At 67.1% G+C, this 26,200-nt stretch carries 27 protein-coding genes; 6 read left to right on the top strand and 21 right to left on the bottom strand.

Annotation, left to right across the window (positions count from 1 at the left end; translation table 11 throughout):
- Window positions 1–21 precede the first annotated feature (21 nt).
- The 9 genes from tuf to IAE24_RS19885 all read right to left on the bottom strand — a co-directional run bounded on the left by tuf (window position 22) and on the right by IAE24_RS19885 (window position 8,769).
- Entirely contained in the window at window positions 22–1,212 is a 1,191-nt protein-coding gene (tuf, locus tag IAE24_RS19925; RefSeq protein WP_013800249.1) for an elongation factor Tu, read from the bottom strand.
- A gap of 174 nt (window positions 1,213–1,386) precedes the next feature.
- Entirely contained in the window at window positions 1,387–3,495 is a 2,109-nt protein-coding gene (fusA, locus tag IAE24_RS19920) for an elongation factor G (RefSeq protein ID WP_013800248.1), read from the bottom strand.
- 148 nt (window positions 3,496–3,643) lie between these two features.
- Window positions 3,644–4,117, bottom strand: coding sequence for a 30S ribosomal protein S7 (rpsG, locus tag IAE24_RS19915; protein ID WP_012202326.1), 474 nt, complete (start codon window positions 4,115–4,117; stop codon window positions 3,644–3,646).
- Between the two features lie 160 nt (window positions 4,118–4,277).
- Window positions 4,278–4,655: a 30S ribosomal protein S12 gene (gene rpsL, locus IAE24_RS19910; RefSeq protein WP_012202325.1), complete on the bottom strand. Its 378-nt coding sequence runs from the start codon at window positions 4,653–4,655 to the stop codon at window positions 4,278–4,280.
- Window positions 4,656–4,812: 157 nt separating this feature from the next.
- A complete protein-coding gene (locus IAE24_RS19905; RefSeq protein WP_013800247.1) occupies window positions 4,813–5,982 on the bottom strand; it encodes a D-alanyl-D-alanine carboxypeptidase family protein in 1,170 nt (389 codons plus the stop codon).
- A gap of 92 nt (window positions 5,983–6,074) precedes the next feature.
- Window positions 6,075–6,710 (bottom strand): alpha/beta hydrolase, encoded by a 636-nt coding sequence (locus IAE24_RS19900; protein WP_183019283.1) that lies wholly within the window; start codon window positions 6,708–6,710, stop codon window positions 6,075–6,077.
- A gap of 80 nt (window positions 6,711–6,790) precedes the next feature.
- Window positions 6,791–7,165, bottom strand: a complete 375-nt coding sequence (locus tag IAE24_RS19895) for a (2Fe-2S) ferredoxin domain-containing protein (RefSeq protein WP_013800245.1) — start codon at window positions 7,163–7,165, stop codon at window positions 6,791–6,793.
- Between the two features lie 10 nt (window positions 7,166–7,175).
- A complete protein-coding gene (locus tag IAE24_RS19890; RefSeq protein WP_013800244.1) occupies window positions 7,176–8,309 on the bottom strand; it encodes a VanZ family protein in 1,134 nt (377 codons plus the stop codon).
- Between the two features lie 31 nt (window positions 8,310–8,340).
- Window positions 8,341–8,769: a CopD family protein gene (locus IAE24_RS19885; RefSeq protein WP_013800243.1), complete on the bottom strand. Its 429-nt coding sequence runs from the start codon at window positions 8,767–8,769 to the stop codon at window positions 8,341–8,343.
- 123 nt (window positions 8,770–8,892) lie between these two features.
- On the opposite strand from IAE24_RS19885, the gene hemB reads away from it, so the two are divergent.
- Both hemB and IAE24_RS19875 read left to right on the top strand, forming a co-directional pair.
- Window positions 8,893–9,900 (top strand): porphobilinogen synthase, encoded by a 1,008-nt coding sequence (gene hemB / locus IAE24_RS19880; RefSeq protein ID WP_013800242.1) that lies wholly within the window; start codon window positions 8,893–8,895, stop codon window positions 9,898–9,900.
- Between the two features lie 4 nt (window positions 9,901–9,904).
- Window positions 9,905–11,107 carry a magnesium transporter CorA family protein gene (locus IAE24_RS19875; protein ID WP_013800241.1) on the top strand — a complete coding sequence of 401 codons (1,203 nt, stop codon included), beginning with the start codon at window positions 9,905–9,907 and terminating at the stop codon, window positions 11,105–11,107.
- On the opposite strand, the gene IAE24_RS19870 is transcribed toward IAE24_RS19875, so the two are convergent.
- Together IAE24_RS19870 and IAE24_RS19865 are read right to left on the bottom strand one after the other, a co-directional pair.
- Window positions 11,104–13,032: a sensor histidine kinase gene (locus IAE24_RS19870; RefSeq protein ID WP_233626301.1), complete on the bottom strand. Its 1,929-nt coding sequence runs from the start codon at window positions 13,030–13,032 to the stop codon at window positions 11,104–11,106. The two genes, IAE24_RS19875 and IAE24_RS19870, sit on opposite strands and share 4 nt — an antisense overlap.
- A gap of 40 nt (window positions 13,033–13,072) precedes the next feature.
- A complete protein-coding gene (locus tag IAE24_RS19865; protein ID WP_199961537.1) occupies window positions 13,073–13,810 on the bottom strand; it encodes a response regulator transcription factor in 738 nt (245 codons plus the stop codon).
- Window positions 13,811–14,019: 209 nt separating this feature from the next.
- Here IAE24_RS19865 and IAE24_RS30610 point away from each other — a divergent pair, with 209 nt between their 5' ends.
- From IAE24_RS30610 to IAE24_RS19850, 3 genes are all read left to right on the top strand, one after another.
- Window positions 14,020–16,641 carry a choice-of-anchor Q domain-containing protein gene (locus IAE24_RS30610; RefSeq protein ID WP_199961538.1) on the top strand — a complete coding sequence of 874 codons (2,622 nt, stop codon included), beginning with the start codon at window positions 14,020–14,022 and terminating at the stop codon, window positions 16,639–16,641.
- A complete protein-coding gene (locus IAE24_RS19855; RefSeq protein WP_016448527.1) occupies window positions 16,638–17,282 on the top strand; it encodes a molybdopterin-dependent oxidoreductase in 645 nt (214 codons plus the stop codon). Before IAE24_RS30610 ends, IAE24_RS19855 begins: the two co-directional genes overlap by 4 nt.
- Window positions 17,283–17,644: 362 nt before the next feature.
- Window positions 17,645–17,962: a hypothetical protein gene (locus tag IAE24_RS19850; RefSeq protein ID WP_199961539.1), complete on the top strand. Its 318-nt coding sequence runs from the start codon at window positions 17,645–17,647 to the stop codon at window positions 17,960–17,962.
- A 33-nt stretch (window positions 17,963–17,995) separates the two neighbouring features.
- Here IAE24_RS19850 and IAE24_RS19845 read toward each other — a convergent pair whose 3' ends face one another.
- From IAE24_RS19845 to IAE24_RS19835, 3 genes are all read right to left on the bottom strand, one after another.
- Window positions 17,996–18,364 (bottom strand): HepT-like ribonuclease domain-containing protein, encoded by a 369-nt coding sequence (locus IAE24_RS19845; protein ID WP_199961540.1) that lies wholly within the window; start codon window positions 18,362–18,364, stop codon window positions 17,996–17,998.
- Entirely contained in the window at window positions 18,361–18,651 is a 291-nt protein-coding gene (locus tag IAE24_RS19840) for a nucleotidyltransferase family protein (RefSeq protein ID WP_013800234.1), read from the bottom strand. Before IAE24_RS19840 ends, IAE24_RS19845 begins: the two co-directional genes overlap by 4 nt.
- Window positions 18,652–18,773: 122 nt before the next feature.
- Entirely contained in the window at window positions 18,774–19,466 is a 693-nt protein-coding gene (locus tag IAE24_RS19835) for a dienelactone hydrolase family protein (RefSeq protein WP_199961541.1), read from the bottom strand.
- A gap of 189 nt (window positions 19,467–19,655) precedes the next feature.
- On the opposite strand from IAE24_RS19835, the gene IAE24_RS19830 reads away from it, so the two are divergent.
- Window positions 19,656–20,303 carry a MarC family protein gene (locus IAE24_RS19830; protein ID WP_012202311.1) on the top strand — a complete coding sequence of 216 codons (648 nt, stop codon included), beginning with the start codon at window positions 19,656–19,658 and terminating at the stop codon, window positions 20,301–20,303.
- Between the two features lie 53 nt (window positions 20,304–20,356).
- On the opposite strand, the gene IAE24_RS19825 is transcribed toward IAE24_RS19830, so the two are convergent.
- The 7 genes from IAE24_RS19825 to IAE24_RS19795 form a co-directional block, all read right to left on the bottom strand.
- Window positions 20,357–20,857 carry a hemerythrin domain-containing protein gene (locus tag IAE24_RS19825; protein WP_199961542.1) on the bottom strand — a complete coding sequence of 167 codons (501 nt, stop codon included), beginning with the start codon at window positions 20,855–20,857 and terminating at the stop codon, window positions 20,357–20,359.
- Window positions 20,858–21,116: 259 nt separating this feature from the next.
- Entirely contained in the window at window positions 21,117–21,704 is a 588-nt protein-coding gene (locus IAE24_RS19820) for a hypothetical protein (protein ID WP_013800231.1), read from the bottom strand.
- A gap of 144 nt (window positions 21,705–21,848) precedes the next feature.
- The gene (locus tag IAE24_RS19815) at window positions 21,849–22,067 is read right to left on the bottom strand and encodes a CsbD family protein (protein ID WP_012202308.1); all 219 of its coding nucleotides are present in this window, start codon (window positions 22,065–22,067) and stop codon (window positions 21,849–21,851) included.
- A gap of 303 nt (window positions 22,068–22,370) precedes the next feature.
- Window positions 22,371–23,039 carry an ABC-type transport auxiliary lipoprotein family protein gene (locus IAE24_RS19810; protein WP_199961543.1) on the bottom strand — a complete coding sequence of 223 codons (669 nt, stop codon included), beginning with the start codon at window positions 23,037–23,039 and terminating at the stop codon, window positions 22,371–22,373.
- Between the two features lie 13 nt (window positions 23,040–23,052).
- Complete coding sequence (locus IAE24_RS19805) at window positions 23,053–24,015, bottom strand: MlaD family protein (protein WP_013800229.1); 963 nt, start codon at window positions 24,013–24,015, stop codon at window positions 23,053–23,055.
- 199 nt (window positions 24,016–24,214) lie between these two features.
- On the bottom strand, window positions 24,215–25,018 hold the full coding sequence (locus IAE24_RS19800; RefSeq protein WP_016448536.1) for an ABC transporter ATP-binding protein: 804 nt from the start codon (window positions 25,016–25,018) through the stop codon (window positions 24,215–24,217).
- Window positions 25,018–26,148, bottom strand: a complete 1,131-nt coding sequence (locus IAE24_RS19795; RefSeq protein ID WP_034397875.1) for an MlaE family ABC transporter permease — start codon at window positions 26,146–26,148, stop codon at window positions 25,018–25,020. Before IAE24_RS19795 ends, IAE24_RS19800 begins: the two co-directional genes overlap by 1 nt.
- Window positions 26,149–26,200 lie beyond the last annotated feature (52 nt).

The raw sequence follows: 26,200 nt of genomic DNA, 5'->3' as shown, positions 1-26,200 counted from the left end.
GTATTCCTAGTTTTCCAAGAATTACGCAATGATCTTTGCAACCACGCCAGCGCCCACGGTACGGCCACCTTCGCGGATAGCGAAGCGCAGACCTTCTTCCATGGCGATGGGGGCGATCAGCTTGACGGTGATCGACACGTTGTCGCCAGGCATCACCATTTCCTTGTCGGCGGGCAGCTCGATGGAGCCGGTCACGTCGGTCGTACGGAAATAGAACTGGGGACGGTAGTTGTTGAAGAACGGAGTGTGGCGACCACCTTCGTCCTTGGACAGCACGTACACCTCAGCCGTGAAGTGGGTGTGGGGCTTGATGGAGCCGGGCTTGCACAGCACTTGGCCGCGTTCCACGTCTTCACGCTTGGTGCCGCGCAGCAGCAGACCCACGTTGTCGCCAGCTTGACCTTGGTCCAGCAGCTTGCGGAACATTTCCACGCCGGTGACGATGGTCTTCTGGGTGTCGCGGATACCGACGATTTCGATTTCTTCGCCGACCTTGATGATGCCGCGCTCGATACGGCCAGTCACCACGGTGCCACGGCCAGAGATCGAGAACACGTCTTCCACGGGCATTGCAAAGGCACCGTCCACAGCGCGCTCGGGCGTGGGGATGTAGGAGTCCAGTGCTTCAGCCAGGCGCAGGATGGCGGGTTCGCCCTTGTCGGACTGGTCGCCTTCCAGGGCCAGCTTGGCCGAGCCGCGGATGATGGGGGTGTCGTCGCCGGGGAAGTCGTACTTGGCAAGCAGCTCGCGCACTTCCATTTCGACCAGTTCCAGCAGCTCTTCGTCGTCCACCATGTCGCACTTGTTCAGGAACACGATGATGTAGGGCACGCCCACCTGACGGGCCAGCAGGATGTGCTCGCGGGTCTGGGGCATGGGGCCGTCAGCGGCCGAGCACACCAGGATGGCGCCGTCCATCTGAGCAGCGCCGGTGATCATGTTCTTGACGTAGTCGGCGTGGCCGGGGCAGTCAACGTGAGCGTAGTGGCGACCGGCCGTTTCGTACTCGACGTGGGCGGTGTTGATCGTGATGCCGCGAGCCTTTTCTTCAGGTGCTGCGTCGATCTGGTCGTAAGCCTTGGCTTCGCCGCCGAACTTCTTGGACAGAACGGTAGCGATAGCAGCCGTCAGGGTCGTCTTGCCGTGGTCCACGTGACCGATGGTGCCAACGTTGACGTGCGGCTTGTTCCGCTGGAATTTTTCTTTTGCCATGATTTCTCCGAAAGAGCAAAACCTGTGTGATGTTTAAGGTCTGCACCCCATTGCTTGGTCGCCCCGCACAGGTGACAGGGCGGCATGGGATCGCAGACCGGCAAAAACCGCAGCACCCCGGCGCCAAAACGCCTGGGTGCTGCGATTCAAAAGCCTTCAATTATACAAAAAAGCTTACTTCGAGCGAGCAGCAACGATGGCTTCGGCCACGTTACGGGGAGCTTCAGAGTAGTGCTTGAACTCCATCGTGTACGTAGCGCGGCCTTGCGTCTGCGAGCGCAGCGACGTGGCGTAGCCGAACATTTCCGACAGAGGCACTTCAGCCTTGATGGACTTGCCGCCGCCGGCCATGTCGTCCATGCCCTGCACCATGCCGCGACGCGAGGACAGATCGCCCATCACGGTACCGGCGTAGTCTTCGGGCGTCTCGACTTCCACAGCCATCATGGGTTCCAGGATGACGGGGCTGGCCTTGCGGGCAGCTTCCTTGAAACCGAAGATGGCGGCCATCTTGAACGCCATTTCGTTCGAGTCCACATCGTGGTACGAACCGAAGGTCAGCGTGACCTTCACGTCCACGACGGGGTAGCCAGCCAGCACGCCGGAAGTCAGCGCTTCGATCACGCCCTTCTCGACTGCGGGGATGTATTCGCGAGGAACCACACCGCCCTTGATGGCGTCGACGAACTCGAAGCCCTTGCCGGGTTCCTGGGGTTCGACCGTGAACACCACGTGGCCGTACTGACCCTTACCACCGGACTGGCGAACGAACTTGCCGTCCACGTCCACGACCTTCTGGCGAATGGTTTCGCGGTAGGCAACCTGGGGCTTGCCCACGTTGGCTTCCACGTTGAATTCGCGCTTCATGCGGTCAACGATGATTTCCAGGTGCAGCTCGCCCATGCCGGCGATGATGGTCTGGCCCGATTCTTCGTCGGTACGCACGCGGAACGACGGATCTTCTGCAGCCAGGCGCGACAGGGCGATGCCCATCTTTTCCTGGTCGGCCTTGGACTTGGGCTCCACGGCCTGTGCAATCACGGGCTCGGGGAAGACCATGCGTTCCAGCACGATGGGGGCGTCCACGGAGCACAGCGTTTCGCCGGTCGTCACGTCCTTCAGGCCCACGCAGGCAGCGATGTCGCCGGCGCGGATTTCTTCGACTTCCACGCGCTCGTTGGCCATCATCTGCACGATACGGCCGATGCGTTCCTTCTTGCCCTTGACCGAGTTGAACACGGTGTCGCCCTTGGTCAGGACGCCCGAGTACACGCGCACGAAGGTCAGCTGACCGACGAACGGGTCGGTCATCAGCTTGAAGGCCAGTGCCGCAAACTTTTCACCGTCGTCGGCCTTGCGGCTGAGCTTGGTTTCTTCGTTTTCGGGATCGGTACCGGTGACGTCAGGGATGTCCACAGGCGCCGGCAGGTAGTCGATCACGGCGTCCAGCATGCGCTGCACACCCTTGTTCTTGAAAGCGGTACCGCACAGCATGGGCTGGATTTCGGTAGCCAGCGTACGAGCGCGCAGGCCGGCCTTCACGTCTTCTTCGGACAGAGTACCTTCTTCCAGGTACTTGTTCATCAGCTCTTCGCTGGCTTCAGCGGCGGCTTCCACGAGGTTCTCACGCCACTTGTTGGCGGTCTCCACCAGCTCGGCGGGGATCTCGTGGTATTCGAACTTCATGCCTTGCGAGGCTTCGTCCCAGATGATGGCCTTCATCTTGACGAGGTCGACCACGCCCTTGAAGTTGTCTTCGGCGCCGATCGGGATCACGACGGGCACGGGGTTGGCCTTCAGGCGCAGCTTCATCTGGTCAACGACCTTGAAGAAGTTGGCGCCGGTACGGTCCATCTTGTTCACGAAGGCCAGACGGGGCACCTTGTACTTGTTGGCTTGGCGCCACACGGTTTCCGACTGGGGCTGCACGCCGCCCACGGCGCAGTACACCATGCAGGCGCCGTCCAGCACGCGCATGGAACGCTCCACCTCAATGGTGAAGTCCACGTGGCCGGGGGTGTCGATGATGTTGAAACGGTGCTCGGGGTAGGACAGGTCCATGCCCTTCCAGAAGCAGGTCACTGCAGCGGAAGTGATGGTGATGCCGCGCTCTTGCTCTTGCTCCATCCAGTCGGTCGTAGCAGCGCCGTCGTGCACTTCGCCCAGCTTGTGGGTCACACCGGTATAGAACAGGATACGTTCCGTGGTGGTGGTTTTGCCTGCGTCGATGTGGGCGGAGATACCGATGTTGCGGTAGCGCTCGATGGGGGTCTTGCGAGCCATGATGGATCCTTGATCGTATGGAGGGAGTCTCTGCCCGTTCCAGCCTCATGGTGCAGACGGACAGCAGTCTTATCTGGGGATGCTCCTAATCGAGACAAGGCCGCAGGCAAAAATGCATGCGGCCTGTCTGATCGGGAGCGAAGTGCTCTTAGAAGCGGAAGTGGCTGAATGCCTTGTTGGCTTCGGCCATGCGGTGAACTTCGTCACGGCGCTTCATGGCGCCGCCACGGCCTTCGGTGGCCTCGAGCAGCTCGTTGGCCAGGCGCTGGGCCATGGACTTCTCGCCGCGCTTGCGGGCGGCTTCCTTCAGCCAACGCATGGACAGAGCCAGGCGACGCACGGGGCGCACTTCGACAGGCACTTGGTAGTTGGCACCGCCAACACGGCGGGACTTCACTTCGACCATGGGCTTGACGTTGTTGATGGCAACAACGAAGGCTTCCAGCGGGTCTTTGTCAGGGTGCTTCTTTTGAATCAGGTCCAGGGCACCGTAGATGATGCGTTCTGCAACCGCCTTCTTGCCGCCTTCCATGATCACGTTCATGAACTTGGACAGCTCGACATTGCCGAACTTGGGATCCGGCAGGATTTCACGTTTGGGGACTTCGCGACGACGTGGCATTTTTTACCTCTATCTTGCTTCAGTTGGCATCTTTTCAGACACCGCGAGAGTCAACAGGACTCCCACTTACTCGACCCGCGCAAAACACTTGCGTTTGGGGTCACTACGCTGAATCTCGCGCCACGCGGGATACAGCACCTTCCTCGAAAAAACGCAGGGCTTACTTGGCCTTGGGCTTCTTCGCGCCGTACTTGGAACGGGATTGCTTGCGGTCCTTGACGCCTTGCAGGTCAAGGGAGCCACGCACGATGTGGTAACGCACACCGGGCAAGTCCTTCACACGGCCGCCGCGCACCAGAACAACGCTGTGCTCTTGCAGGTTGTGGCCTTCACCACCGATGTAGGAGATGACCTCGAAGCCGTTGGTCAGGCGCACCTTGGCAACCTTACGCAGAGCGGAGTTAGGCTTCTTAGGCGTCGTGGTGTACACACGGGTGCACACGCCGCGGCGCTGAGGGCAGTTTTCCATAGCAGGGCTCTTGGATTTGACAACTTCGACCGTGCGGCCCTGACGCACGAGTTGGTTAATGGTTGGCATTAATAAACGTCCCTAAACGTGAATTGCTTGCGAAAAGCGAAAACGTGAATCCCTTCGGAAATTCCGAAAAGCCCTCGACTGTACCAGCTTGCGGGAGATCGCACAACTGCACCCCCTCCAAGCCAGTACGCGAGGGCCTGCGCGACAGGCGCGGGGCTTACTTGATCCAGAGGCGGATCGCATCCCAGGCACGGCCGAAGAAGCCTGCCTGCTCCACGCCTTCCAGCGCCACCAGCGGCACTTCGGCCACGGTGTCGGCACCCATCTTGACCTTGAGCGTGCCCATGGCCTGGCCCTTCGTGAACGGGGCGATCAGCGGGTCCTGGCGCACGACTTCGGTGCTCAGCTTGCCGCCGCTGCCGGCCGGCACGGTGACCACGATGGGCGTGGTGCGGCCGATCTTGACGGTGTTCGCCTTGCCCTTCCAGACTTCGGGCGTGGCCACGGCCTGCTCGGCATCGAACAGCTTGACCGAATCGAAGGCCGCATAGCCCCAGTTCAGCAGCTTCTGGCTTTCATTGGCACGCGCGTTCTCGCTGGCCGCGCCCAGCACGATGGAGATCAGGCGGCGGCTGCCCACGTTGGGCAGGTCGCGCTTGGCGGTGGCCACCAGGCAGTAGCCGGCGGCAGCCGTGTGGCCGGTCTTGAGGCCATCGACGGTCGGGTCGCGGAACAGCAGCGAGTTGCGGTTGGTGCCGTTGGAGGCCGGCGTACCAGGATAGAAGTACTTCTTGGTCGAGTAGTAGTGCATGTACTCGGGGAAGTCCTGCATCAGGCGCTGGGCGAGGATGGACAGGTCGCGCGCCGTGGTCAGGTGGCCGGGCTCGGTCAGGCCTTCGGGGTTCTTGTAGCTGGTGTTCTTCATGCCCAGCGCCTTGGCCTGCTCGTTCATGAGCCGCACGAAGTTCTCGGCCGAGCCGCCCACGCCTTCGGCCAGGGCCATGGTGGCGTCGTTGCCGGACTGCACGATCATGCCCTTGACCAGGTCATCGACCGGCACCTGCATCTTGGGGTCGATGAACATGCGCGAGCCGGGCATCTTCCAGGCGCGCTCGCTCACGGGCAGGCGCTGCTCCAGCGTGATCTTCTTGGCGCGCAGCGCGTCGAAGACCAGGTAGCCGGTCATCAGCTTGGTCAGCGAGGCCTGCTCGATGGGCGCATCGATGTCCTTGGCGCCCAGCACCTGGTTGGCGGTGACATCGACCAGCAGATAGTTGCGCGCCGCGATTTCGGGCGGCTGGGGCGGGGTGATCTGCGCCAGCGCCAGGGCCGGCGCCATGGCGGCCGCCAGTGCCAGGACTCGCAGCGTGGAGGAAAGTGGCTTCATGAGGAAAACTCTCGCTAAAGGGCAGGGAATGCAGGAAAGGCGAAAACATGCCCGCCCGATGGGGCAGGCCTGTTGAGCAGCGGCGCGGGCCGCTAGGGGAGTGAGCGCAAATGGCGGACCACGAGGCTTTTGAGCAGCGGCAATTGTCCGTGAAAGAAATGACCGCCCCCGGGCACGACGGTAACAGGCAGTATCTGCGGGCGCGCCCAGTCCATGACGGCAGACAGCGGCACCGTGTCATCGGCTTCGCCGTGCACCACCAGGGTCCGGTCATGGGCTTCGGGCGGGACAGGCGCCACGGTGAAACGGCTGGCCGCCGTTCCCACCAGCACCGCCTTTTCCACCCGGCCCTCACTCCAGAGCCCCGCCAGCACATGGCTGGTGACGAAGGCCCCGAATGAGAAGCCGGCCAGCGCGATCGGTCCTTCGGGGGCGACCTGGCGGACCACGGACAGCATGTCCTGGGCCTCGCCGACGCCTGCGTCGTGCTCGCCGGCACTGGCGCCCACGCCGCGGAAGTTGAATCGCACGGCCGTGTAGCCGCACTGCACGAAGGCACGCGCCAGGGTCTGCACCACCTTGTTGTCCATGGTGCCGCCGAACAGCGGATGGGGGTGGGCGATGATGGCCACGCCGCGCGGCGGTGCATCGGCGGCCGGCGCATCGCGCAGGGCCTCCACGGCCCCGGCAAGGCCGGTCAAGGTCAAACGTTCGGTCTGCGCATTCACAATCGCTATCCTAGTAGTAGCAGCCAATCCAAGCTGACAAAGCACTGATGCCCGGAAAGGCCCAAAGTTCCAGCCGGTGCTCAGCGGCCCACGTCGGGCGGCAGCAGCAGGCGCTCCACGGGCTGGCCGTTCTTGAGGTGGGACTCGACGATCTCGTCGATGTCGGACTCGTCCACGAAGGTGTACCAGGTGCCTTCGGGGTAGACCACGGCCACGGGCGCACCCGCGCAGCGGTCCAGGCAGCCGGCCTTGTTCACGCGCACCTGGCCCTTGCCGGCCAGGCCCAGCTGCTTGACCTGCTTCTTGCAGTGGTCAAAGCCCGCCTTGGCGCCGTGCAGCGCACAGCAGTCCTCGCCGTTGGGCCTCTCGTTGAGGCAAAAAAAGATGTGGCGCGCATAGTAGTTGCCTGCGCCTTGCTGGCCGCTGTCGGCCCCGGGACGTGGGTGTTCGCTCATGGAGCGGATTCTAGGCCTGCGGCACTGCAGGCGCCGGGGGCGGCGGAGGTGCCGCATCGCGGCGCGCCAGCCTGAGCAGCACATAGACCAGGGTCGCATAGGGCCACAGCCAGCCCAGCCACTGGCCCAGCCCGTAGAAGCGGATGAAGCGGCCCTGCTCCCAGGCCTGCAGCGTTTCCGAGAAATAGGCGCTGGTGGGCGCCTGGTTCAGGATGCTCAATTGCAGCACCAGCACCAGCAGCAAGAGGGCCGCACAGGCCCGGCGCGGCAGCGGCATGGCCACCATGGCCAGGCCCAGGCCACCCCACACGCCCATGCGCACCGGCAGGTCCACCCACTCCCAGGCATGGGCCGGCCCCCAGCTCAACGCGGCCGACAGTGCCGAGACACCGATGCCGATCACCACCGCAGAGCCCGCCAGCATGGCGCGCCGGCCCATGTGGCGCATCACGCAGTAGGCCAGCAGACAGGGCACCCACAGGCCCAGCATCACGCACAGCATCTCGGTCACGGGCGACAGCGGCGTCAGCGCGGACTCGCGCAGAGGCAGCCACATGAGGAAGGGCGTACCTTCGAGCAGATCCAGCAGCCCCTGCTCCAGCCGCTCCAGCACCTGGCCCAGGCCAAAGGGCACGGCGGCGGGAAAGAGCAGCGCCCAGGGCCACAGCGCCAGCAGCACCATGGCGCCGCCGCCGTCCTCGCCCAGCCAGTGGGTGCGAAAGGCGCTCCAGCGCGCCAGCGCGCCCAGCCGCTCCAGCAGCAGCGCCACCAGCGCCCCCAGCAGGGTGCCGCCCGCATTGAGCACCAGGTCCAGGTTGGAAGGAACACGCCGCGGCAGGTAAATCTGCAGGAACTCCATGGACAGCGACAGCAGCGTGCCGGCCAGCGCCGCCAGCGGCACGGCCGCGCGCGGGCTGCCGCTGCGCACCAGGGCCAGCGCCAGGAAAAAGCCCAGCGGCGCGTAGCCGACGATATTGATGTTGATGTCGAACCAGGTCCAGTACGGCGGCGGGATCTTTGCCGTCAGGAAGACCAACGGATCAATGCCCTGGGCACGCCAGCCATCGAAAGGAAACAGGCTGGCGAAAACGATGAGCACCGCATAGACCAGCGCCAGCGGCCAGGCCGAAGTCTTTTGCACCACGCCCTGCCTCCCTCTTCGTTGGATCGGTTTCTCAGAAAGGTTTGACGACCACCAGGATGACGATGGCCACCAGCAGCAGCACCGGCACCTCGTTGAAGAAGCGGAACCAGCGGTGGCTGTGCTGGTCCCGGTTGTCGATCAGCTTGCGCAGCAGGCGCGCGCAGGCGTGGTGGTAGCCGATGACCAGCAGCACGCCGGCCAGCTTGGCATGCATCCAGCCGTTGCCCGGCCCCTTGCCGATGCCGTAGCCCAGGTACAGCCACAGGCCCAGGCCCAGTGCGGGCACGGCCAGCAGCGTGGTGAAGCGCAGCAGCTTGCGTGCCATCAGCAGCAGGCGCTCGCGCTCGGCCACCGAGCCGGGCGTGACCATGGCCACGTTGACGAAGATGCGAGGCAGATAGAACAGGCCCGCGAACCAGCTTGCCACGAAAACGATATGAAAGGCTTTGACCCACAGCATGCGGGCAGTGTACGTGCGTACAGGGGTGCGCCAGGCTGCGCAGGCGCAAAAGCCGAGTCCCGCGTGCCGGCGTCGTCGCAAGGGTTGCGGGGCCTGCGGCGGGAATGGGGCACAATTTTCGGCATGCATCTGTCCAGCCCCACCCCCTTCCCGCACAACCGCCCCCGCCGCCTGCGCCGCGACGCCTTCACGCGCAATCTGGTGCGCGAGAACGTGCTCACGGCCCATGACTTCATCTACCCCGTGTTCGTGCACGAAGGCACGAACCAGCGCGAGGCCGTGCCCTCCATGCCCGGCGTGGACCGCCTGAGCCTGGACCTGCTGCTGCCCGTGGCCGAGCAGTGCGTGCAGCTGGAGATCCCGTTCCTGGCGCTGTTCCCCGCCATCGAGACCTCGCTGAAGACGCCCGACGGCAAGGAAGCGCTCAACCCCGACGGCCTGATCCCGCGCGTGGTGCGTGCGCTCAAGAAGGAATTCCCGCAACTGGGCGTGATGACCGACGTGGCCCTGGACCCCTACACCAGCCACGGCCAGGACGGCATCCTGGATGAGTCCGGCTACATCATCAACGACGAGACCGTGCAGGTCCTGGTGGGCCAGGCCCTGAACCATGCCGAGGCCGGCGTGGACATGGTGGCGCCCAGCGACATGATGGACGGCCGCATCGGTGCCATCCGCGAGGCGCTGGAGGCCCACGGCCACATCCACACCCGCATCATGGCCTACAGCGCCAAGTACGCCAGCGCCTTCTACGGTCCGTTCCGCGACGCCGTGGGCACGCGCGGCGCGCTGGGCAAGGCCGACAAGAACGTCTACCAGATGGACCCCGCCAACACCGACGAAGCCCTGCGCGAAGTCGCCCAGGACCTGGCCGAAGGCGCCGACATGGTCATGGTCAAGCCCGGCATGCCGTACCTGGACGTGGTGCGCCGCGTCAAGGACGAGTTCGGCGTGCCCACCTTCGCCTACCAGGTCAGCGGCGAGTACGCCATGCTCAAGGCCGCCGCCGCCAACGGCTGGCTGGACCATGACCAGGTGATGATGGAATCGCTGCTGGCCTTCAAGCGCGCGGGTGCCGACGGCATCCTGACCTACTTCGCCATCGACGCCGCGCGCAAGCTGCGCGGCTGAGCGCATGCAGCCGGTGACGCCGCCCGCGGGAGCCGCTCCCGCCGCCAGGAACATGCGCATCTTCCACCTGCAGCCGGGCGGCGCCACCGAGCTGGCCGCCCTGCCCGACCAGGCGCCCGCGCAGGGATTCGTCTGGATCTCCTGCACCCGCGCCACCTTGCAGGAGCGGCTGGCCGAGGTGCAGCGCACGCTGCAGCTGCTGTCGGGCCAGCAGCTGGTGGACCTGCATGTCTCGGACCTGCTCAACGCCCAGCTGCCCTCGCGCTACGACTACACCTCGCAGTACGACCTGCTGGTCTTTCGCCGCCTGGCCAGCGGGCAGGCACGTGCCGCCCCACAGGCCGGCACGGCCTCTTCGCCTGCGGCGCAGGCGCTGCCCCCCTCACCTCCCGTGCGCCGCACAGGTCCGCCCGTGCTGCGCAACATCGACACCAGCCCCGTGGGCTTTGCCATGTTCGACCAGGTGCTGCTGTCCGTGCACCCCGACGACTGCACCGTGCGCGACGCCTATGCCGCGCGGCTGCTGGCCGCCGTGCCCAATGACCCCCGCGAGGGACGGCTGAACCCCACCTCCGGCACGCGGCTGCCTGCCAGCCCGCCCGACCTCATGCTGCGCGTGGTCAACCTCATCGTGGACGGCTTCCTGGACCTGCGCCGCGAACTGTCGCGCCAGCTGGACCACTGGCAGACCGAGCTGCTGCGCCCGCGCACGCGCTTTGCCAACTGGAGCGCCCTGCTGGACGCACGCCTGGCCCTGCACGAGCTGGACGAGGTCTGCGAAGACCAGCGCGCCGCCGTGCAGGACTGGACGGACGCGCTGGAGACCTGGGCGCCGCCTGAAGATGCGGCGGCGCTGCGCGAGCTGGACCTGCTCAAGGTGCGCAGCCGCGACGTGCTGGAACACATAGAGCGCGTGGTCCACCACGTGCGGCGGCTGGAGCAAAGCACCGAGACCGTGGTGCAGATGCACTTTTCGGTGCAGAGCAACCGCACCAACGACATCATGCGCACGCTCACCGCGCTGACAGCCGTCTTCCTGCCGCTGAACCTGATTGCCGGCATCTTCGGCATGAATTTCGAATTCATCCCCCTGGTGCACAAGCAGGACGGCTTCTGGTGGGCCATGGGCTCGATGACGACGATTGCCGTGGGCCTGACTGTGTTCTTCTGGCGCAAGCGCTACATGGCGCGCACGGCGCAGGACTAGGGCCCCGCCCGCTCCAGCGGCATCCACAGCGTGAAGCGATTGCCGCCGGCCAGCGGCGCCCAGTCCAGCCGCGCCTGCAGCGCCAGCGCGCGCGTGCGCATGTTCACCAGTCCCTTGCGGCCCTCGGTGGGTGCCTGGGCGCGGTCGAAGGGGTGGCCGTCGTCCTCCACCAGCACCTGCACGCCGGCCCGGCCGTCCAGGGGGGCCTGGGCCGTGCGCACCGTGATCTCGCGCGCGCCGCTGTGCTTGATGATGTTGGTCAGCACCTCCTGCAGGATGCGCAGCACATGCAGGGCGGCCTGCGCGTCCAGCCAGGGCAGCGCGGGCAGGTCGCTCACCTCCCAGTGCAGCCGCAGCCCCGCCCCCTCCAGGCGCGGCCCCAGCCGGTAGCGCAGCCCGGCCAGCAGCGCCAGCAGGTCGCAGTCCAGCGGCTCCAGCGAGTCGATGGACAGCTTCAGGTCATCGATGCACTCCTGCAGCAGCTGCACCAGGTCCACCGTGCCGGCCTGGTTGAACTCCACCACGCGCAGCGCGCTCATCAGCGAGGAGCCCACGCCGTCGTGCATCTCGCGCATCAGGCGCTGGCGTTCCTGCATCAGCGTCTGCTCGCGCTCCACGGCCAGCAGGCGTTCATGGGCCTGGGCCAGCTCGGCCTCCTGGGCCTTGAGCCGTTCTGCCAGATGCAGGTTGGCGTTCTCTGCCACGGCCAGCGCGCCGTTGTAGCGCCGGTAGGCCACCAGCAGGAACAGCGTGAACAGCCCCAGGTACACATAGGGCGTGAGGTAGATGCTCTCTATGCTGATCAGGTAGCTCTGCAGCGCCAGGTCATGGAAGCCGATGGGAAACGACAGCAGCATCCACACCGCCAGCATGGTGCTGCCGCCATCGCGCATGCGCCAGGCGCCCGCCACGGCCATGCACAGCACCAGGATCTCCGGCGGCACCATCAGCAGCCGCAGCAGCGGCAGGATGGTCTCGTGCGCCGGCCCCCACAGCGGCACCGCCACCAGCAGCACCGTGCCCACATAGCCCTGCAGCACCCAGGCCAGCCAGGGCCGGCGCCTGCGCTGCATCAGGCACAGGAAATGGAAGGCCGCCACCGTGGCGCCCATGAGGCCGGCCAGCGTCAGCCAGGAGAACCAGCCGTCCGACAGGGCCAGCCCCTCGCCGTCCACCATGAACTGCAGCGAGCCCAGCAACTGGCACAGCGACATCAGGAAGAACAGCAGGAACACCACATCCCCGCGCCGCCGCTGCAGCGTCCACAGCGCCAGCGCGAACAGGCCCAGCACCAGGTAGGAGCCCGCCGTGTAGACCACCAGATCGGCCTGGAGCAGGCTGCGCAGCCGCCAGGACAGGCGCAGCGACTCGGCCGGCCCCGCCCACAGGCTGGACAGCGCCCCGCCCACGCCCTGCTGGCTGGCCATGCGCACATGCACCTGCAGCGGCCTGCCCGGCTGCGCCAGCCCGCCCAGGTCCAGCCACACCGGCCGGTTGAAACTGTTCCACACCCGGCTGCCGCGCGTCTGCCAGGCCAGCGCCCCGTCCACATACACCGCCACCGTGCCCACCGTCTGCCAACGCGGGATATACAGGCGCGCGCCCTGGGGCGTAGGCACCAGGGCTTCAGGCGGCACCACGGCGCGGAACCAGCGCACCTCGGGCGGCGCCGCTGCCAGGTCGCCGCTGCCCGACACGGCCCTGTCGCCTCCATAGGGCAGGTCCACATCGCTCCACGGCGTCGATGCATCCAGCACCGCGTCGTCGGCCGACGCAAGCGCCACAGGCGGCGCCCAGTGCGGGCTGTCTGACCGCCACAGCTGCGCCTGGCGCAGCTGCACCGCTTCGCCTGCGGCGGGGCCACGCAGCCCGAACGCCCCCGCCAGCAGCATCGCCAGCGCCACCAGCCCCGCCGAAACCAGCAAGACCCTCCCCTGCTGCGTCATCGGCCCACCCTGGCGGCGCTCATTGCCGCCCCTCGGCCAGCCAGCCGCGCTGCAAGGCCACATGCATCATCTGCGTGCGGCTGGACACCTGCAGCTTGCCGTAGATGCGCCGCACGAAGGTGCGCACCGTATGGCGCGACACGCCCAGCTGGCGCGCCACCTCGTCCAGCGTATGGCCGCGCGCCACCAGGCGCAGCACCTCCAGCTCGCGCGCAGACAGCGCCTGCGCGGCGGCCTGCGGCTCGGCAGGCCGTTCCAGCCCGGCCACCGCCCCGGCCCGCTGCTGGCGCAGCAGCAGCTTGCGCGCCACCATGGGATTGATGGGGCTGCCGCCCGCGTGCAGGCTGCGCACTTCCTCCAGCACCGCGTCGGCGGCCAGGTCCTTGAGCAGATAGCCCATGGCGCCGGCCTCGATGGCGGCCAGCACATGCTGCTCGTCGCCAAAGATGGTGCTGACCATCACCGCCGCCCCGGGGTGGCGGGTGCGCACGGCAGCAATCACCTCCAGGCCGCTGCCGTCGGGCAGGCCCAGGTCCACCAGCATCACGTCCATGGCACCGGCCCCATCGGCGCGGCCGAGCTGGTGCAGGGCCTCCATGCGGCTGGCTGCCGCCCAGCACAGGACCATGTCCTTCGCGGCATTGATCACGCCCACCAGGGCGTGGCGGCAGGCGGCATCGTCCTCCACCACGGCCACGCGGATGGGTGTGGCGCCACCCGTCGCGGCGGCAGAGTAAGGGTCTGTGTGCGTGTCCATGGACGTGGAGTGCGTGGCGAGGGCCGCATGTTCACATGGAACAAGACCGCTGTCATGTCGCCCGGATAGGCGACATGGGCGGCATGGCGCCCCGCCCCCTCTCATCGGCCATGTAGCCCGAACGGGGGACATACAGAAAGCCGGACACCCCATAGATTTGCCCTCTTCAGCACATCACCGAGATGCTGTGCCTACCGAGGGGGTTAACCATGTTCGCCATCCATCTGTCTGCTGCAGCCGACGTACCACCCATACCCGCGCCGAGCCCCCGGGTCCGGACATTGCCGGGCCTGGCGGGCGGGTTGGCACTGGCCCTTGCCGGCGCCGCGGCCCAGGCCGCCACACTCACCGTCACCACCGCCGGCGAGATTGCAGACACCGAGCCGCTGTCTCGTGCGCAATGCTCGCCTGCCGCAGGCGACCGCAACTGCGACACCCTGCGCGATGCCATCAACCATGCCGCCGATGGCGACACCATCGTCTTCGGCGCGGCGCTGGACGGGCAGACCATCTCGCTGACCCGCTATACCAACTGCCTGGACACCGGGCAGGCCGCCGGCGCCACCTGCCTACCGCTGGCCAGCTGGCCCGGCTACGTCTCGCAGTTCGGCCCCAGCGCCTTCTTCATCAGCGGCAAGCGCATCACCATCGATGCCACCGCCAATGGCCTGACGCCCCAGGGCGTGAGCGTGCAGCGCCTCGGTACCGCACCCGGCTTCCGGCTGTTCGACATCGATGCGCAGGGTGGCCTGGTCCTGCGCGGCCTGACCCTGGCCGGGGGGCAGGCCACAGGCGGCTCCAGCCGCTTTGGCGGCGGCGCGCTGGGTGCGGGCGGTGCCATCTTCAATCGGGGCCAGCTCACCATCGAACGCAGCACGCTCACGCGCAATCACGCACAAGGGGGGCAAGGAGGCCGGCTTTCCTTGAACTCCTTTGCAGGTGCCGGCGTGGGCGAGGATGCGACTTTTTCCCCGGGGGGAGGGCCGAACGCTGGCGGCCCGGACGATGGCGGCCTGGGCGGTGGCAGTGGCAGCGCCAACGGCAAGAACGGCGGCTTCGGTGGTGGTGGCGGCGGCTCCGGCGGTGGCGGATTTGGCGGTGGTGGTGGCCGTCGTGGCAGCGGTGGCGGCTTCGGCGCCGGCAACGGTGGGGGCGGCGCCTTCGACGCTGGCGGTGGCGCAGGCGGCATGGGAGGGGCTGTTTTCAACAACGCAGGCACCTTGACGCTGAACCAGGTCACCCTGGCTGGCAACGGTGCACACGGCGGGCTGGGCAACAGCAGCGGCGGCGGCGCCGGTCTGGGTGGCGCCGTTTTCAACTACAACGGCGTGCTCACCATCCGTTTCTCCACCCTGGCCGGCAATACCGTGCAGGCCAATGGCGACGACAACCCTGCCGCGCAAGGCGGCGCCATCTACAGCCTGGGCGATTCCCAGGCCGCCTGCAGTGCGGGTGGCAACACCAGTTGCACCCGCAGCGGTGCCTCGCTGGAGATGCAGGCCAGCATTGCCCAGGGCAGCGTGTTCGAACCGGCCACCAAACAGCCCGCTGGCAGGGACGTGGTGCTGGACCTGCGCAATGGCGGCACCAGCGATGCCAGCGGCAGCGACAACCTGCTGGGCCTGGCGCAGGCCCTGAACAATGCCGACATCAGCGCCCTGGCCTTCACCACAGGCAACCCGCAGCTCGGCCCCCTGGCCAACCACGGCGGCCCCACCCAGACCATGTTGAACAGCACCGGCAGCCCGGCACTGGACGGGGTGGCCTGCACGGCCGCACCCGGCACGGACCAGCGCGGCGTGGTCAGGCCCCAGGGTGCGCGGTGCGACATCGGTGCCGTGGAGGCGAACGTCTTCCAGGCGGCATTGACCGTGCTGACCAGCGGCGCGGGCGGCGTATCGGCGCAGCCCTCTCCGCCTGCAGCCACGGGCGCCATACAGGACTGCGGCCGCCCAGGCGGCCTGTGCCAGGCCGGCTATGGCTACTTCGAAGGCGCGCCCACTCTGGTGACCCTGGCCGCCACGCCCGACCCTGGCCATGCCTTTGCCACCTGGGGTGATGCCTGCAGCGGCAGCACGTCCACCTGCAGCGTCACCATCGATGCAGCCAGGAGCGTGCAGGCCAGCTTCACGGCCTTCAGCGTCACGGCAAGCCTGCCCTCCGGCACCTACGGCACGGCCTACAGCCAGCCGCTGGCGCCCGTGCCCGGCGGCGGCGTGGGGCCGTTCAGCTACAGCGTGAGCGGTTTGCCCGCAGGCTTCAGCCAGGCCGCCGGCACCCTCTCGGCTCCAGCCACGCAGGCGGCAGGCAGCTACAGCTTCACGCTGACCGCTACCGATGCCAACGGCGCCACCACCGAACCCGCAGCCGTGACCGTGGTGATCGGCCCGGCAGCCACCAGCGCCCACCTGTCGGCCTCCCCCGCTGCGCCAGGCCCTGGCCAGAGCGTGACTTTCAGCGCCCAGGTCACGCTGCCTGCCGGCGCCAGCGGCACCGTGGATTTCTTGAACGGAACGCAGGTGCTGTGCGCCAGCGTTGCGGTGACCGGCGGGCAGGCCAGCTGCAGCGTGCCCCGGCTGCCACCGGGCACGGCCACGGTGCAGGCGCGCTATGTGCCCGGTGATGGAAACACCACCGGCTCGGACAGCAATACCGTGACCGTCACGGCGGCCCCCGCGCCATCTGCGGTGCCCGTTCCCGGGCTGGGCGCCGGGGGGCTGGCGCTGCTGGGCCTGCTGACCGCAGCGGGCGCGGCGTTGTCGCGCAGGATGGGCACTTCACGGAAAATCGGCGCTGGCACATCGCCACGCACCCCCAGGAGTTCCCCATGACCGCATCCGCAAGCCGGAGCCCGCTTTCACGCCGCAGCCTGCTGGCCGCCAGCGCAGCCACCGGCCTGGCCCTGTGCGAAAGCGCCCTGGCCGCCCCCGCCGCCCCCGGGAAAAGCACCGAAGCCGCCGTGCTCACGATCAGCGGCCCCGGCGTGCGCGGCAACCGGGGGCCGCTGGACCCGGTGGCCGACCTGCTGCTGAAAAACCATGGCCTGGCCTTCGACTCGGCCTGGACCACAGGGGCTGGTGCGCTGGAGCGCCTGCCCACGGTGGAGATCACGCCCCATATCGAATACGACGGCCAGCCCCACCGGCTGCGCGGCCCCCTGCTGGCCACCGTGCTGCAGGCGGCCGGAGTGGACAGCGCCGCCGCAGCGGCCAAGGGCCAGTGGATCACCCTGCAGGCCATCGACGGCTACCGCGCCCAGCTGCCGCTGGCCCAGGCCCTGCAATGGCGCATGCTGCTGGCCACGCACATGGACGGCCGGCGCCTGGGCCTGGGCGGCCTGGGCCCGCAATGGGCCATGTATGACGCCGACCGCATTGCCGATCTGGCAGGCAAGCCCCTGAAGGAACGCTTTGCGCAGGCGCCCTGGGGGCTGTACCACATGGGGCTGCACGCGCAGCAGCCCCAGGGCTGACCCCAAGGCTGCGCATGGTTCCGTTTCGGCGGGGCTGTGCAGGACCTCCGCAAGGGGGTGCCGGCTCCTTTGCCCGGCCCGCCAACCTGCACAGCCCTGCCACCCGTTGGCGGCGGCAAGCTCAGCATAGCGTTGACCACATTGCAACCCGGCCTGCGGCGCGCATTTGAAGTACCATTTCGCGATCCCCTCGGGGGATACGGGCTTGGCGGCCCGGAACAACGTAGGCGCAGCAGCCGCACGCCTTTTGATGAGGCAGCGGCTTTTCATCTTCCCGGTGCTGCGCCGGGCACGGTTCCGTTTTTGGCGGGGCTGTGCGGGACCTCCGCAAGGGGGTGCCAGTTCATGCCAAAGGAGCCGCCATGTCTGACCTCGATGCACTCAGCGGAGCACACGCCTCCCCGCCTTTCTTCTCTTCCTCGCAAGTGCCGAGGGAAGAGACCAGCCTGTACTACCCCATTTCCGAATACGAGGTCTATCGCCTCAAGGACTGCATGCACCAGATGGGCCTGGTGATCGACCTGTGCTGCATGGCCGGCCCAGACCAACAACTGAGCGACCTGGGCGGGCTGATGAGCTTCCTGACCGCGCAGCAGCGCGCGCTGCGGGTCACGCTGCAGACCGTGCAGGCGCGCAAGGCGACGCCGGGGCCGACATGTGATCCGGACCCCGGGGACTGATCAGGCCAGTTGCGGACACTCGCGCAGCACCGGTCAGCCCGGCCTGGCGCCGTCCGCATCCCGGCGAATGGATGGCCATTGCCTGAGCAATTCAGGCAAGGCCGTCTGCACGGTGTCCCACACCAGATCGAGGTTGATGTCGAAATAGCCATGGGCGATGCGGTTGCGCATGCCGCGCATGTTGCGCCATGGCACTTGCCCGTGTGTCTGGGCAAACTCGGCATAGCCATCCATGACCTTCGTGACAGCCTCGCCGATGATGACGAGGCTCATGATGACGGCCTGCTGGGTGCGCTTGTCCTCCAGGAAATCCTCCTTGGCCAAGCCCTCCACGAAGCCACAGGCATCCGTTGCGGCCTGCTGTATGTGATCGAGGTAATCGGGAAGGCGATGCCCGTTCATATCGGCTGCGCCTCCGCAAGCACCTGGGCACGGAACTTCAGCGGCAGGTCTCCGGGCGTCAGCAGATCAACGCGAAGGCCAAGCAGCGATTCCAGCTCGTCCTGCAGGCCGCCCAGGTCGAACAGCGTCGCGCCCGGCAATGCATCGACCAGCAGGTCGAGGTCGCTGCCGTCCCGGTCGGTGCCATGCAGCACGGAGCCGAAGACGCGCGGGTTCGCAGTGCGGAAACGGCTGGCCATTTCACGCACTGCGCTGCGATTCATGTCGAGCACCACGGACGGTCGCATGGACATCCTTTCCTGTTGAGACTTCTGGAAAGCCTATTGCATCAGGCACCGGGTTTCAAGCAGCACTCCCGGAAATCCCGATGCCTGGATTTTCCATGCCGGGCCACGCCCGGCACGGCAGATCAGGCCAGGTGCTGGTCGAAGAAGGCCAGCGTGCGGTCGCGCGCCTGCAGGGCGCTGGCCTCGTCGTAGGCGCTGCGCTGGTCGCAGTTGAAGCCGTGGTCGGCGTCGTACAGGTGCACCTGCACATGCTTTTGCGCCTGGGCGAAGGCCTGCACGGCGTCCACGGGAATGTGCGTATCGCGCCGGCCGAAGTGGGCGATGACGGGACACAGCGGCTCGCGGCCCATCTCCAGCGGCGTGGTCATGCCGCCGCCGTAGTAGCAGGCCGCAGCCGACAGGCTGGGCAGGTTGCAGGCAGCGCGCCAGGCCCACAGGCCGCCCCAGCAAAAGCCCACGATGCCCACCTTGCCGCCGGGCACCAGCGTAGCGGCATGGTCGATGGCGGCCTCGATCTCGGGCAGCACGCCGGGCTGGGGCAGCGCCTCGGCGGCGGATTTCAGCGCCATGCCCTTGGCACGGTCGGCGTCGCCATAGCCCAGGTCCACACCCGGCTCCACACGCGTGAATAGTGACGGCGCCACGGCCACATAGCCGCGGGCTGCCAGGCGGTCGGCCACGGCGCGGATATGGGCGTTGACGCCGAAGATCTCCTGCAGCACCACGACGGCGCCGCGCGCGGGCACATCGGGCCGCGCCACCCAGGCCGGCGAAGCCGTGCCATCCAACGAAGTCAACTGCACAAAACTGCCCATGTCCGCGTTCCTTTCTGTCTGAGAACCTGTTGTGATTTCCCGGTGGGCGGACGCGCCCCGCAATGCTGTAATGGCGGCGGGCCGGCCCGTGCGGCAATTCTTTCACAGGAGACATTCGATGGAACGAAAAGTCGTGCGTACCGGCAAGCGCCGGGCACAGGTGGGCGGCGGCAACCTACAGGGAATGCGATGGACCTCAAACCGCTGATCACGCTGGTGGCCATCATCAACCCGCTGGCCATCGTCCCCTTCTTCATCCACTACACCGAGGGATTCAGCGCCCAGCAGCGCCAGCAGACCATTCGCACGGCGGCGCTGGCCTCGTTCTGCGTGATCGCGGCCTGCGCCATCATCGGGCTGCAGGTGCTGGACTTCTTCAACATCTCGCTGCAGAGCTTTCAGGTGGGCGGTGGCCTGCTGCTGCTGATCAGCGCCATGAACATGCTCAACGCCCGCCCGGCCGAGGAACGGCCCAACGCGCCCACGCTGGTCGCTGGCGCGGAAAAGGCTGCCATGGGCAACAGCATTGCCGTGGTGCCGCTGACGATTCCGCTGCTGACGGGGCCGGCCTCCATGTCCACCGTGGTGATCTACGCCGACCAGGCACGCACCATCTGGCAGCACCTGGCCCTGGTGGGCTATGGCGTGGTGGTGGCGCTGGTGGTGATGGTCTGCTTTTCGCTGGCCGACCCGATCGCCCGCGTGCTGGGCAAGACCGGCATCAACGTGATGACGCGGCTCATGGGCCTGATCCTCGCGGCCCTGGCCGTGGAGGTGATGGCAGGCGGGCTGGTGAAGATCTTCCCCATCCTGGCCTCGCCCGCGATCGTGCCCTGAGCGGGCTGGCTGACTGGTGGCCTTACTGCCGGTTCAGATCGGTTCAGGCCGGATCAGGCCGGCACGGTCCGCGCGCGGTCGGCGCTGCCGTCGCAGGCACCGCCGCAGCCCGTGATGGGCTGCTCGGGCAAGGCCTCAGGGTGCGCCAGGGAGCCCGTGGCGGGATCGAAGCCCGCACTGCGCAGATGCAGGGCCAGCGCCGCATCCATGGTCTGCGCATGGTGCACGAACCAGGCCGCCAGCTCGCCCGCCATGCTGCGGATCACGGCCAGATCACCGGCCGCCGCCTTGGCCGCCCCCTCGCGCATCACCTGCAGCACCACCTTGTGCTGCAGGCTGTGGCAGTTGGTGCTGGTGAAGCGCGTGGACTGCATCCAGCGGTCTTCCTGGTCGAAATGCACCTGCGTATGCGCGATCAGCTCATCCCAGCGCGCGCACAGCTGCGCATCATCGGCCGCCTCCACCTCAGCCAGCAGCAGGACGAACTCCTGATGCACCTCGTCCATGGCCGGCAACTCCAATGCCAGCGCTCCGCTCCATTCCAGCACGGCCATATGCTTCTCCTGCCTTCATCGTGAAAGCCTGCAGCTTAGGAACAGCACCGCCTAACCCGTTTGACCCACATCAGCCAACCCGAAAACAGCAAAGCCCCGCGAACGGGGCTTGGTCAAGGCGGATAAAACTGGCGCGCCCCAACATCAGGGACGCCAAGCAAGAGCCGCCTCGCGGCGAGGGCGTCGTCCCCCTCCCTCGCGTAGCGAGTAGAGAGGCGCCGTGCAACGGGGGAAGCGGCGTCAGCCGCTCAGGGGGAGCTTACTGTCCAAACTTCCGCTTGGCATCAGCCACGCAGGTGTCCTTGGCAGCGCCGCTCATGGTGTCGCAACGGGCCTTGGCAGCCTTGTAGTCGGCTTCGCGGGTTTCCTCGGCAGCGTCCTTGCGGGTTTCGGCCACGTTGGCAGCCTTGGCTGCGGAGTTGGAAGCGGGCTCGGCCTGGGCCTTGTTCACCTTGGCGGCTTCCACGGCGTGCACGTGGGCGGCCTTGGCATCCTTCACGCAGACATCCTTGGCGTCGCCCTTGAGGTCGTCACACTTTTCCTTGGCGATGTCGTAGTCCGCATCAGCCTTGGCCTTGAGTGCCTTTTCGCTGTTCTTGGGCGAAGGATTGCGGCGCGATTCCAGTTCGGCCTTGGCCACGTTTTCCTGGCCCTTGGCCTGCTTCTCGCAGACGTCCTTGGCGTTGTCCTTGAGCGGCTTGCACTGTTCCTTGGCAGCCTTGTAATCGGCCTCGATCTGGTTCTTGGCGGCCGTGTGCTCCGCATTGGTCATGGCCATGGCGCCGGAGGCCATCAGGCCCAGGGCGACAGCGGAAAGCATGTGGCGAAAGCGTTGCGGTGTTTGCATGATGGAACTCCTTGTATTTGTACTGAACCGGCCCTTGGTGCCTGCGGCGGCGGGCCATTGGTGCGTGCCCTCAGGCACGCTGGCTGTCGAGGAGCGGATGGCGGCGCCGGCCAGGGCGTCCAGCCCATCCGCAGTCCACCCTCGTCAGTCTTCGAAGCGGAAGTCGGGGTTGCGCTTTTGCCAGTCGGTCAGCTGCTTTTCGGCAGCGTCGCGGGCCAGGCCCTGGCGCTCCTGCAGCTTGCCCAGGAATTGCTCGCGCTTGCCGGCGATCACATCCAGATCGTCATCGGTGAGCTTGCCCCATTGCTCACGGATCTTGCCGGTGAATTGCTTCCAGTTGCCCTTGATGCGGTCTTCATTCATGGCTTGGTCCTTTCAGTGATGTTGAAGTAGCGCTGTGCAATCAGGCCTTGTTTTTTCAAAGCCGCGATCTGCATCAGCGACGGTTCCACTGTAAAAAACCTGGGGGCTGCGCGTCGTAGTCTGGACCTAGTGTTGACGGTCGTCCCAGGGGCAGCCGAGACGGTGGGATCGGGACTACAGCCCCTGACGGACGCGCGGGAAGCGCTGGGTCAGGCAAAGACAAAAACAGCCGGAAGGTGCAGTGCACCAACCGGCTGTTTTTGAACGGAAAAAAGAGAAGAGGCGTGGGTGGCCCGAAGCCGCTCAGTGCCCCTGCTGCCCCAGCCACGCATCGATCTGCGCAATGGCCGTATCAGTGGCCTTGGCCAGGGCCTGGGCGCCGCCTGCGGCATCGCCCGAAGCGGCAGGACTGCGCACCTCGAACAGCTTCTGACCCAGCAGGCGGTCCACGGCACCGCTTTGCTCGACCAGGGTGGCGCGCAGGCGCACCACGCCGGCACTGGAGCCGGGCGCGTCGAAGACCTGGCTGAACTCTTCGATGTCCACGCGCAGCAGCGTGGGCACGGCGCCCTGCAGGCGCGGCTGGGCCACGCTTTCGCTGCTGGCAAGCACGGGGCGCTGCACGCCCAGCTGGCTGCGCAGGCGCTGCTGCAGCAGCAGTGCAGGAGGCTGGCTCCAGCGTGCCAGCTGGTAGGGGCGCAGTTCCTGACCATTGGCATAGGCCAGGCGGTAGAACATGGCCGTGCTGCCGTCGGACAGGGCGGGCGCCTCCACATCGGCCAGCGCCAGCGGCGTGCGTGCCTGCGGGGCGGCGGATGTGGCGGACTGCGCAGGCGCGGACAGCGGCGCCAGGCCGAAGTCATAGCGCGCGGGCTGGGCGGGGGGCTGCGGCAGGGCCGAGCAGCCGGCCAGCAGGATCAGGGCGGCGGCCAGTCCAGCGCTGGCCACGGCGGTCTTGCGAGATAGGGGCATGCGGGTTCCTCGGTCAGGGCTGGGTGGCTGCAGACGGGGCGACGAAGCCGGGCTCGCCCGGCCCCGGGCGGGCCTGGCCCGGCCCGTAGATCACGGCCTGCGGGTTGTCGCTGAAGCGGCTGGCCGCCGTGCCCATCTGGCGCGCGGCGCGCGAGACATCATCGGCCGCGCGGTTGGCGTGCGGCACCGTGCTGCGGCCCAGCGAATCGGCCATGCGGGTCAGTGCGCGCGTGCTCTGGGCGATCTGCTCCAGCGGTCCGTCCTGCGCGTTCACGCGGCGCACGGTTTGCTGCAGTTCGGAGGCCACGGCAGAGGCGCCGTTGCTGGCCTTCTCCAGCGACTGCAGGGTGTTGTGGGCGTCGGCGGCGAGCTGCGGCACCTGAGTGGACAGCGTGCGATCCAGGTTCTGCGTGAGCTGCTGTACGCCTGCGGCAGCGGCCGCAATGTTCTCCAGCGCCTGGCTCACGCGCTTTTGGTTGTCGGTGTCCAGCATGTCGCTGAGGCGGCGCGAGATCTCATCGGCGCGCTCCAGTAGCACCTGCCCCTGGTCGGCCAGCATGCTCAGCGGCGACGAGCGCAGCGGCAGGCGCGGCAGCCCGCTGGGGCCCGGGGGCAGTTGGGGCTGAGGCTGGTCCGCATCATCGAGCTGCACATGGGCCAGGCCCGTGACGCCCTGGTAGCCCAGCACGGCGAACGTGGTGGGCGTGATGGGCGTGTTCACGCCGATGGCAATGCGGATCAGCACATTGCCATTGGTCTGCGGATCGAACCCGATCCGCGTGACCTTGCCCACCGCCACGCCCTTGTAGCGCACGGCAGCCTGGGCCTGCAGCCCGCTGATGCCGTCCTTGGTGGACAGCTCGTACTCGTTGTACTGCCGCGTATCACGCGTCAGCCAGATCGCCAGCCCCGCCAGCAGGGCCGCCACGACCAGCACGAAAATGCCGGCCGCCATGGCATGTGATTTGTTTTCCATATCAATGGTCCATAACGTTAGCCCAGCAAACAAGGCATGGGGCCGCGGCCCCCAGTCAATCCACAACTCAGGGCGAGGCCTTCAAAACCGGCGTGTCCGAAGGCAAGGGACACCGAGCAAGGGCCGCCCCGCAGTGAGGGTGTCATCCCCCCCCGCAAAGCGAGAGGGGGGAAGGCGCGAAGCGACTCAGGGGGGCTTCTCATACCGTGCTCATCGCGCGCCTGCCGCGCTCCCCCTGGAAGAAATGCTCGATGAACGGATGCTTGAACTCGGCCACCTCGCGCGGCGGGCCGCTGACCAGCACCTTCTTCTCGGCCAGCACGGCCACGCGCGAGGACAGGGCGAACAGCGTGTCCAGGTCGTGCGTGACCATGATGACAGTCAGGCCCAGCTCGGCACGCAGCTCGCGCAGCAGTTCGCAGAATTCGTCGGAGCTGGTGGGGTCCAGGCCGGCCGTGGGCTCGTCCAGCAGCAGCAGGGGCGGGTCCATGATCAGCGCCCGCGCCAGCGCCACGCGCTTGATCATGCCGCCCGAAAGATCGGCCGGCATGCGCGAGGCATGCTCGGGCTTGAGGCCCACCATCTGCAGCTTGACCAGGGCCGCGTCGCGCACCAGTTCGTCGGGCAGCGTGCCCTGCTCGCGCAGCGCGAAGGCCACGTTGTCCAGCACGCTGAAGGCCGAGTACAGCGCCCCGTGCTGGAACAGCATGCCCACGCGGCTGGCGGCGCCCTCGCGGCCCATTTCGCTGGCCGGGCGGCCCAGCACTTCGACACGCCCCTTGGTGGGCTCCAGCAGCCCCAGCATCTGGCGCAGCAGCACGGTCTTGCCCGTGCCCGAGCCGCCGACGATGGACAGCATCTCGCCGCGCTGCACATCCAGGTCCAGGTCCTGGTGCACGGCAAAGGCGTTCTCGCCTTCGCCGAACACGCTCCACAGCCCGGCGATGCGCACGATGGGCTCGTCGGCTGCGGGCGTGGAGGAGGTTTCGGTGTCCATGGCCATCAGATTCCGACATCTTTGAAAAGGATTGCGAAGATCGCATCCACCACGATCACCATGGTGATGGCCGTCACCACCGAGGCCGTCGTGCCCTTGCCCAGGCTCTGCGTATTGGGCTCCACGCGCAGGCCCCAGTGGCAGCCAATGAGGGCGATGAGGGCGCCGAAGACCACGGATTTGCCCATGGCGATCCAGAGGTTGCCGATCTTCACGGCGGCAGGCAGCGCCTCGGCAAAGTAGGCGCCCGTGACGCCCATGGTGAGGTCGGCCGCGAGCATGCCGCCGGCCAGCGCGGCCAGCGTGGTCCATAGCGAGACCAGGGGCATGGCGATGGCCAGCGCCAGCGCGCGCGGCAGCACCAGGCGAAAGCCGTGCGGTATGCCCATGACCTGCATGGCATCCAATTCCTCGGTGACGCGCATCACGCCGATCTGGGCGGTGATGGCCGAGCCCGTGCGGCCGGCCACCAAAATGGCCGCCAGCAGCGGACCCAGCTCGCGGATCAGCGAGATGCCCAGGATGTTGACGATGAAGGATTCAGCCCCGAACTGGCGCAGCTGCAGCGCCATCAGGTAGGCCAGCACCACGCCGATCAGAAAGCCCACCAGGGCCGTGATGGGCAGGGCCGTGGCGCCCATGGAGTAAAGATGGCCTGAGATGTCGCGCCAGGGGCCCCGGTGCGGGGCACGCGCAAAGCGCAACAGGTCGATCAGCAACTGGCCGATGAGCCGCGTCATCTGCGCGAAATGGCCGCAGGCGTTGATCACCAGGCAGCCCAGGCTGTCGATGCGCTCCAGCAGGTTCGGGCGCGGGGGCGGCGGCGCAGGCTCCTTGGAGAAACGGCCCACGCGTTCGAGCATGGCACGCTGCGCATCGCTGGCCGCAAGACGCGCGGGCAGGCGACGGCCCCAGTGGTTCCACAGCAGCTGCGCGCCCACGTGGTCCAGCCAGTCCAGCCCTTCCAGGTTCCATCCCAGGTCATCGCCCTTGGCATCGGCCAACTGCGCACGCAGCCTGCGCCATTGCGCCCGCCGGCCCAGCTCGGCCGCGCCCCAGGAGCCGGTCAGCAACGCCCACTGGCCGTCGTTGTCGCGGCGCAGGCTGCATTGGGGGGGATTGTTGAGGGCAGACAAGTGCGGAAAGTCCTTGGGGGTTGCGAAGGCGGGGCGCGCAGGCAGGGCCGGG

Origin of the sequence: Delftia sp. S65 (assembly GCF_016516495.1) — a bacterium.
In the GTDB taxonomy this organism is placed as follows: domain Bacteria; phylum Pseudomonadota; class Gammaproteobacteria; order Burkholderiales; family Burkholderiaceae_C; genus Comamonas; species Comamonas acidovorans.
The sequence above is the reverse complement of the archived record's forward strand: the minus strand, read 5'-3'. Positions and strand labels throughout refer to the sequence as shown.

Excerpts from the sequence above, each read along its gene's own strand:
- IAE24_RS19865 (WP_199961537.1), bottom strand. The coding sequence starts at position 13,810 with ATGGACACGCACACAGACCCTTACTCTGCCGCCGCGACGGGTGGCGCC.
- IAE24_RS19905 (WP_013800247.1), bottom strand. The coding sequence starts at position 5,982 with ATGAAGCCACTTTCCTCCACGCTGCGAGTCCTGGCACTGGCGGCCGCC.
- IAE24_RS19835 (WP_199961541.1), bottom strand. The coding sequence starts at position 19,466 with ATGGGCAGTTTTGTGCAGTTGACTTCGTTGGATGGCACGGCTTCGCCG.
- IAE24_RS19840 (WP_013800234.1), bottom strand. The coding sequence starts at position 18,651 with ATGCGACCGTCCGTGGTGCTCGACATGAATCGCAGCGCAGTGCGTGAA.
- IAE24_RS30610 (WP_199961538.1), top strand. The coding sequence starts at position 14,020 with ATGTTCGCCATCCATCTGTCTGCTGCAGCCGACGTACCACCCATACCC.
- fusA (WP_013800248.1), bottom strand. The coding sequence starts at position 3,495 with ATGGCTCGCAAGACCCCCATCGAGCGCTACCGCAACATCGGTATCTCC.
- IAE24_RS19820 (WP_013800231.1), bottom strand. The coding sequence starts at position 21,704 with ATGCAAACACCGCAACGCTTTCGCCACATGCTTTCCGCTGTCGCCCTG.
- IAE24_RS19850 (WP_199961539.1), top strand. The coding sequence starts at position 17,645 with ATGTCTGACCTCGATGCACTCAGCGGAGCACACGCCTCCCCGCCTTTC.
- IAE24_RS19800 (WP_016448536.1), bottom strand. The coding sequence starts at position 25,018 with ATGGCCATGGACACCGAAACCTCCTCCACGCCCGCAGCCGACGAGCCC.
- IAE24_RS19830 (WP_012202311.1), top strand. The coding sequence starts at position 19,656 with ATGGACCTCAAACCGCTGATCACGCTGGTGGCCATCATCAACCCGCTG.
- IAE24_RS19815 (WP_012202308.1), bottom strand. The coding sequence starts at position 22,067 with ATGAATGAAGACCGCATCAAGGGCAACTGGAAGCAATTCACCGGCAAG.
- tuf (WP_013800249.1), bottom strand. The coding sequence starts at position 1,212 with ATGGCAAAAGAAAAATTCCAGCGGAACAAGCCGCACGTCAACGTTGGC.
- rpsG (WP_012202326.1), bottom strand. The coding sequence starts at position 4,117 with ATGCCACGTCGTCGCGAAGTCCCCAAACGTGAAATCCTGCCGGATCCC.
- IAE24_RS19805 (WP_013800229.1), bottom strand. The coding sequence starts at position 24,015 with ATGGAAAACAAATCACATGCCATGGCGGCCGGCATTTTCGTGCTGGTC.
- rpsL (WP_012202325.1), bottom strand. The coding sequence starts at position 4,655 with ATGCCAACCATTAACCAACTCGTGCGTCAGGGCCGCACGGTCGAAGTT.
- IAE24_RS19895 (WP_013800245.1), bottom strand. The coding sequence starts at position 7,165 with ATGAGCGAACACCCACGTCCCGGGGCCGACAGCGGCCAGCAAGGCGCA.
- hemB (WP_013800242.1), top strand. The coding sequence starts at position 8,893 with ATGCATCTGTCCAGCCCCACCCCCTTCCCGCACAACCGCCCCCGCCGC.
- IAE24_RS19845 (WP_199961540.1), bottom strand. The coding sequence starts at position 18,364 with ATGAACGGGCATCGCCTTCCCGATTACCTCGATCACATACAGCAGGCC.
- IAE24_RS19855 (WP_016448527.1), top strand. The coding sequence starts at position 16,638 with ATGACCGCATCCGCAAGCCGGAGCCCGCTTTCACGCCGCAGCCTGCTG.
- IAE24_RS19825 (WP_199961542.1), bottom strand. The coding sequence starts at position 20,857 with ATGGCCGTGCTGGAATGGAGCGGAGCGCTGGCATTGGAGTTGCCGGCC.
- IAE24_RS19810 (WP_199961543.1), bottom strand. The coding sequence starts at position 23,039 with ATGCCCCTATCTCGCAAGACCGCCGTGGCCAGCGCTGGACTGGCCGCC.
- IAE24_RS19885 (WP_013800243.1), bottom strand. The coding sequence starts at position 8,769 with ATGCTGTGGGTCAAAGCCTTTCATATCGTTTTCGTGGCAAGCTGGTTC.
- IAE24_RS19875 (WP_013800241.1), top strand. The coding sequence starts at position 9,905 with ATGCAGCCGGTGACGCCGCCCGCGGGAGCCGCTCCCGCCGCCAGGAAC.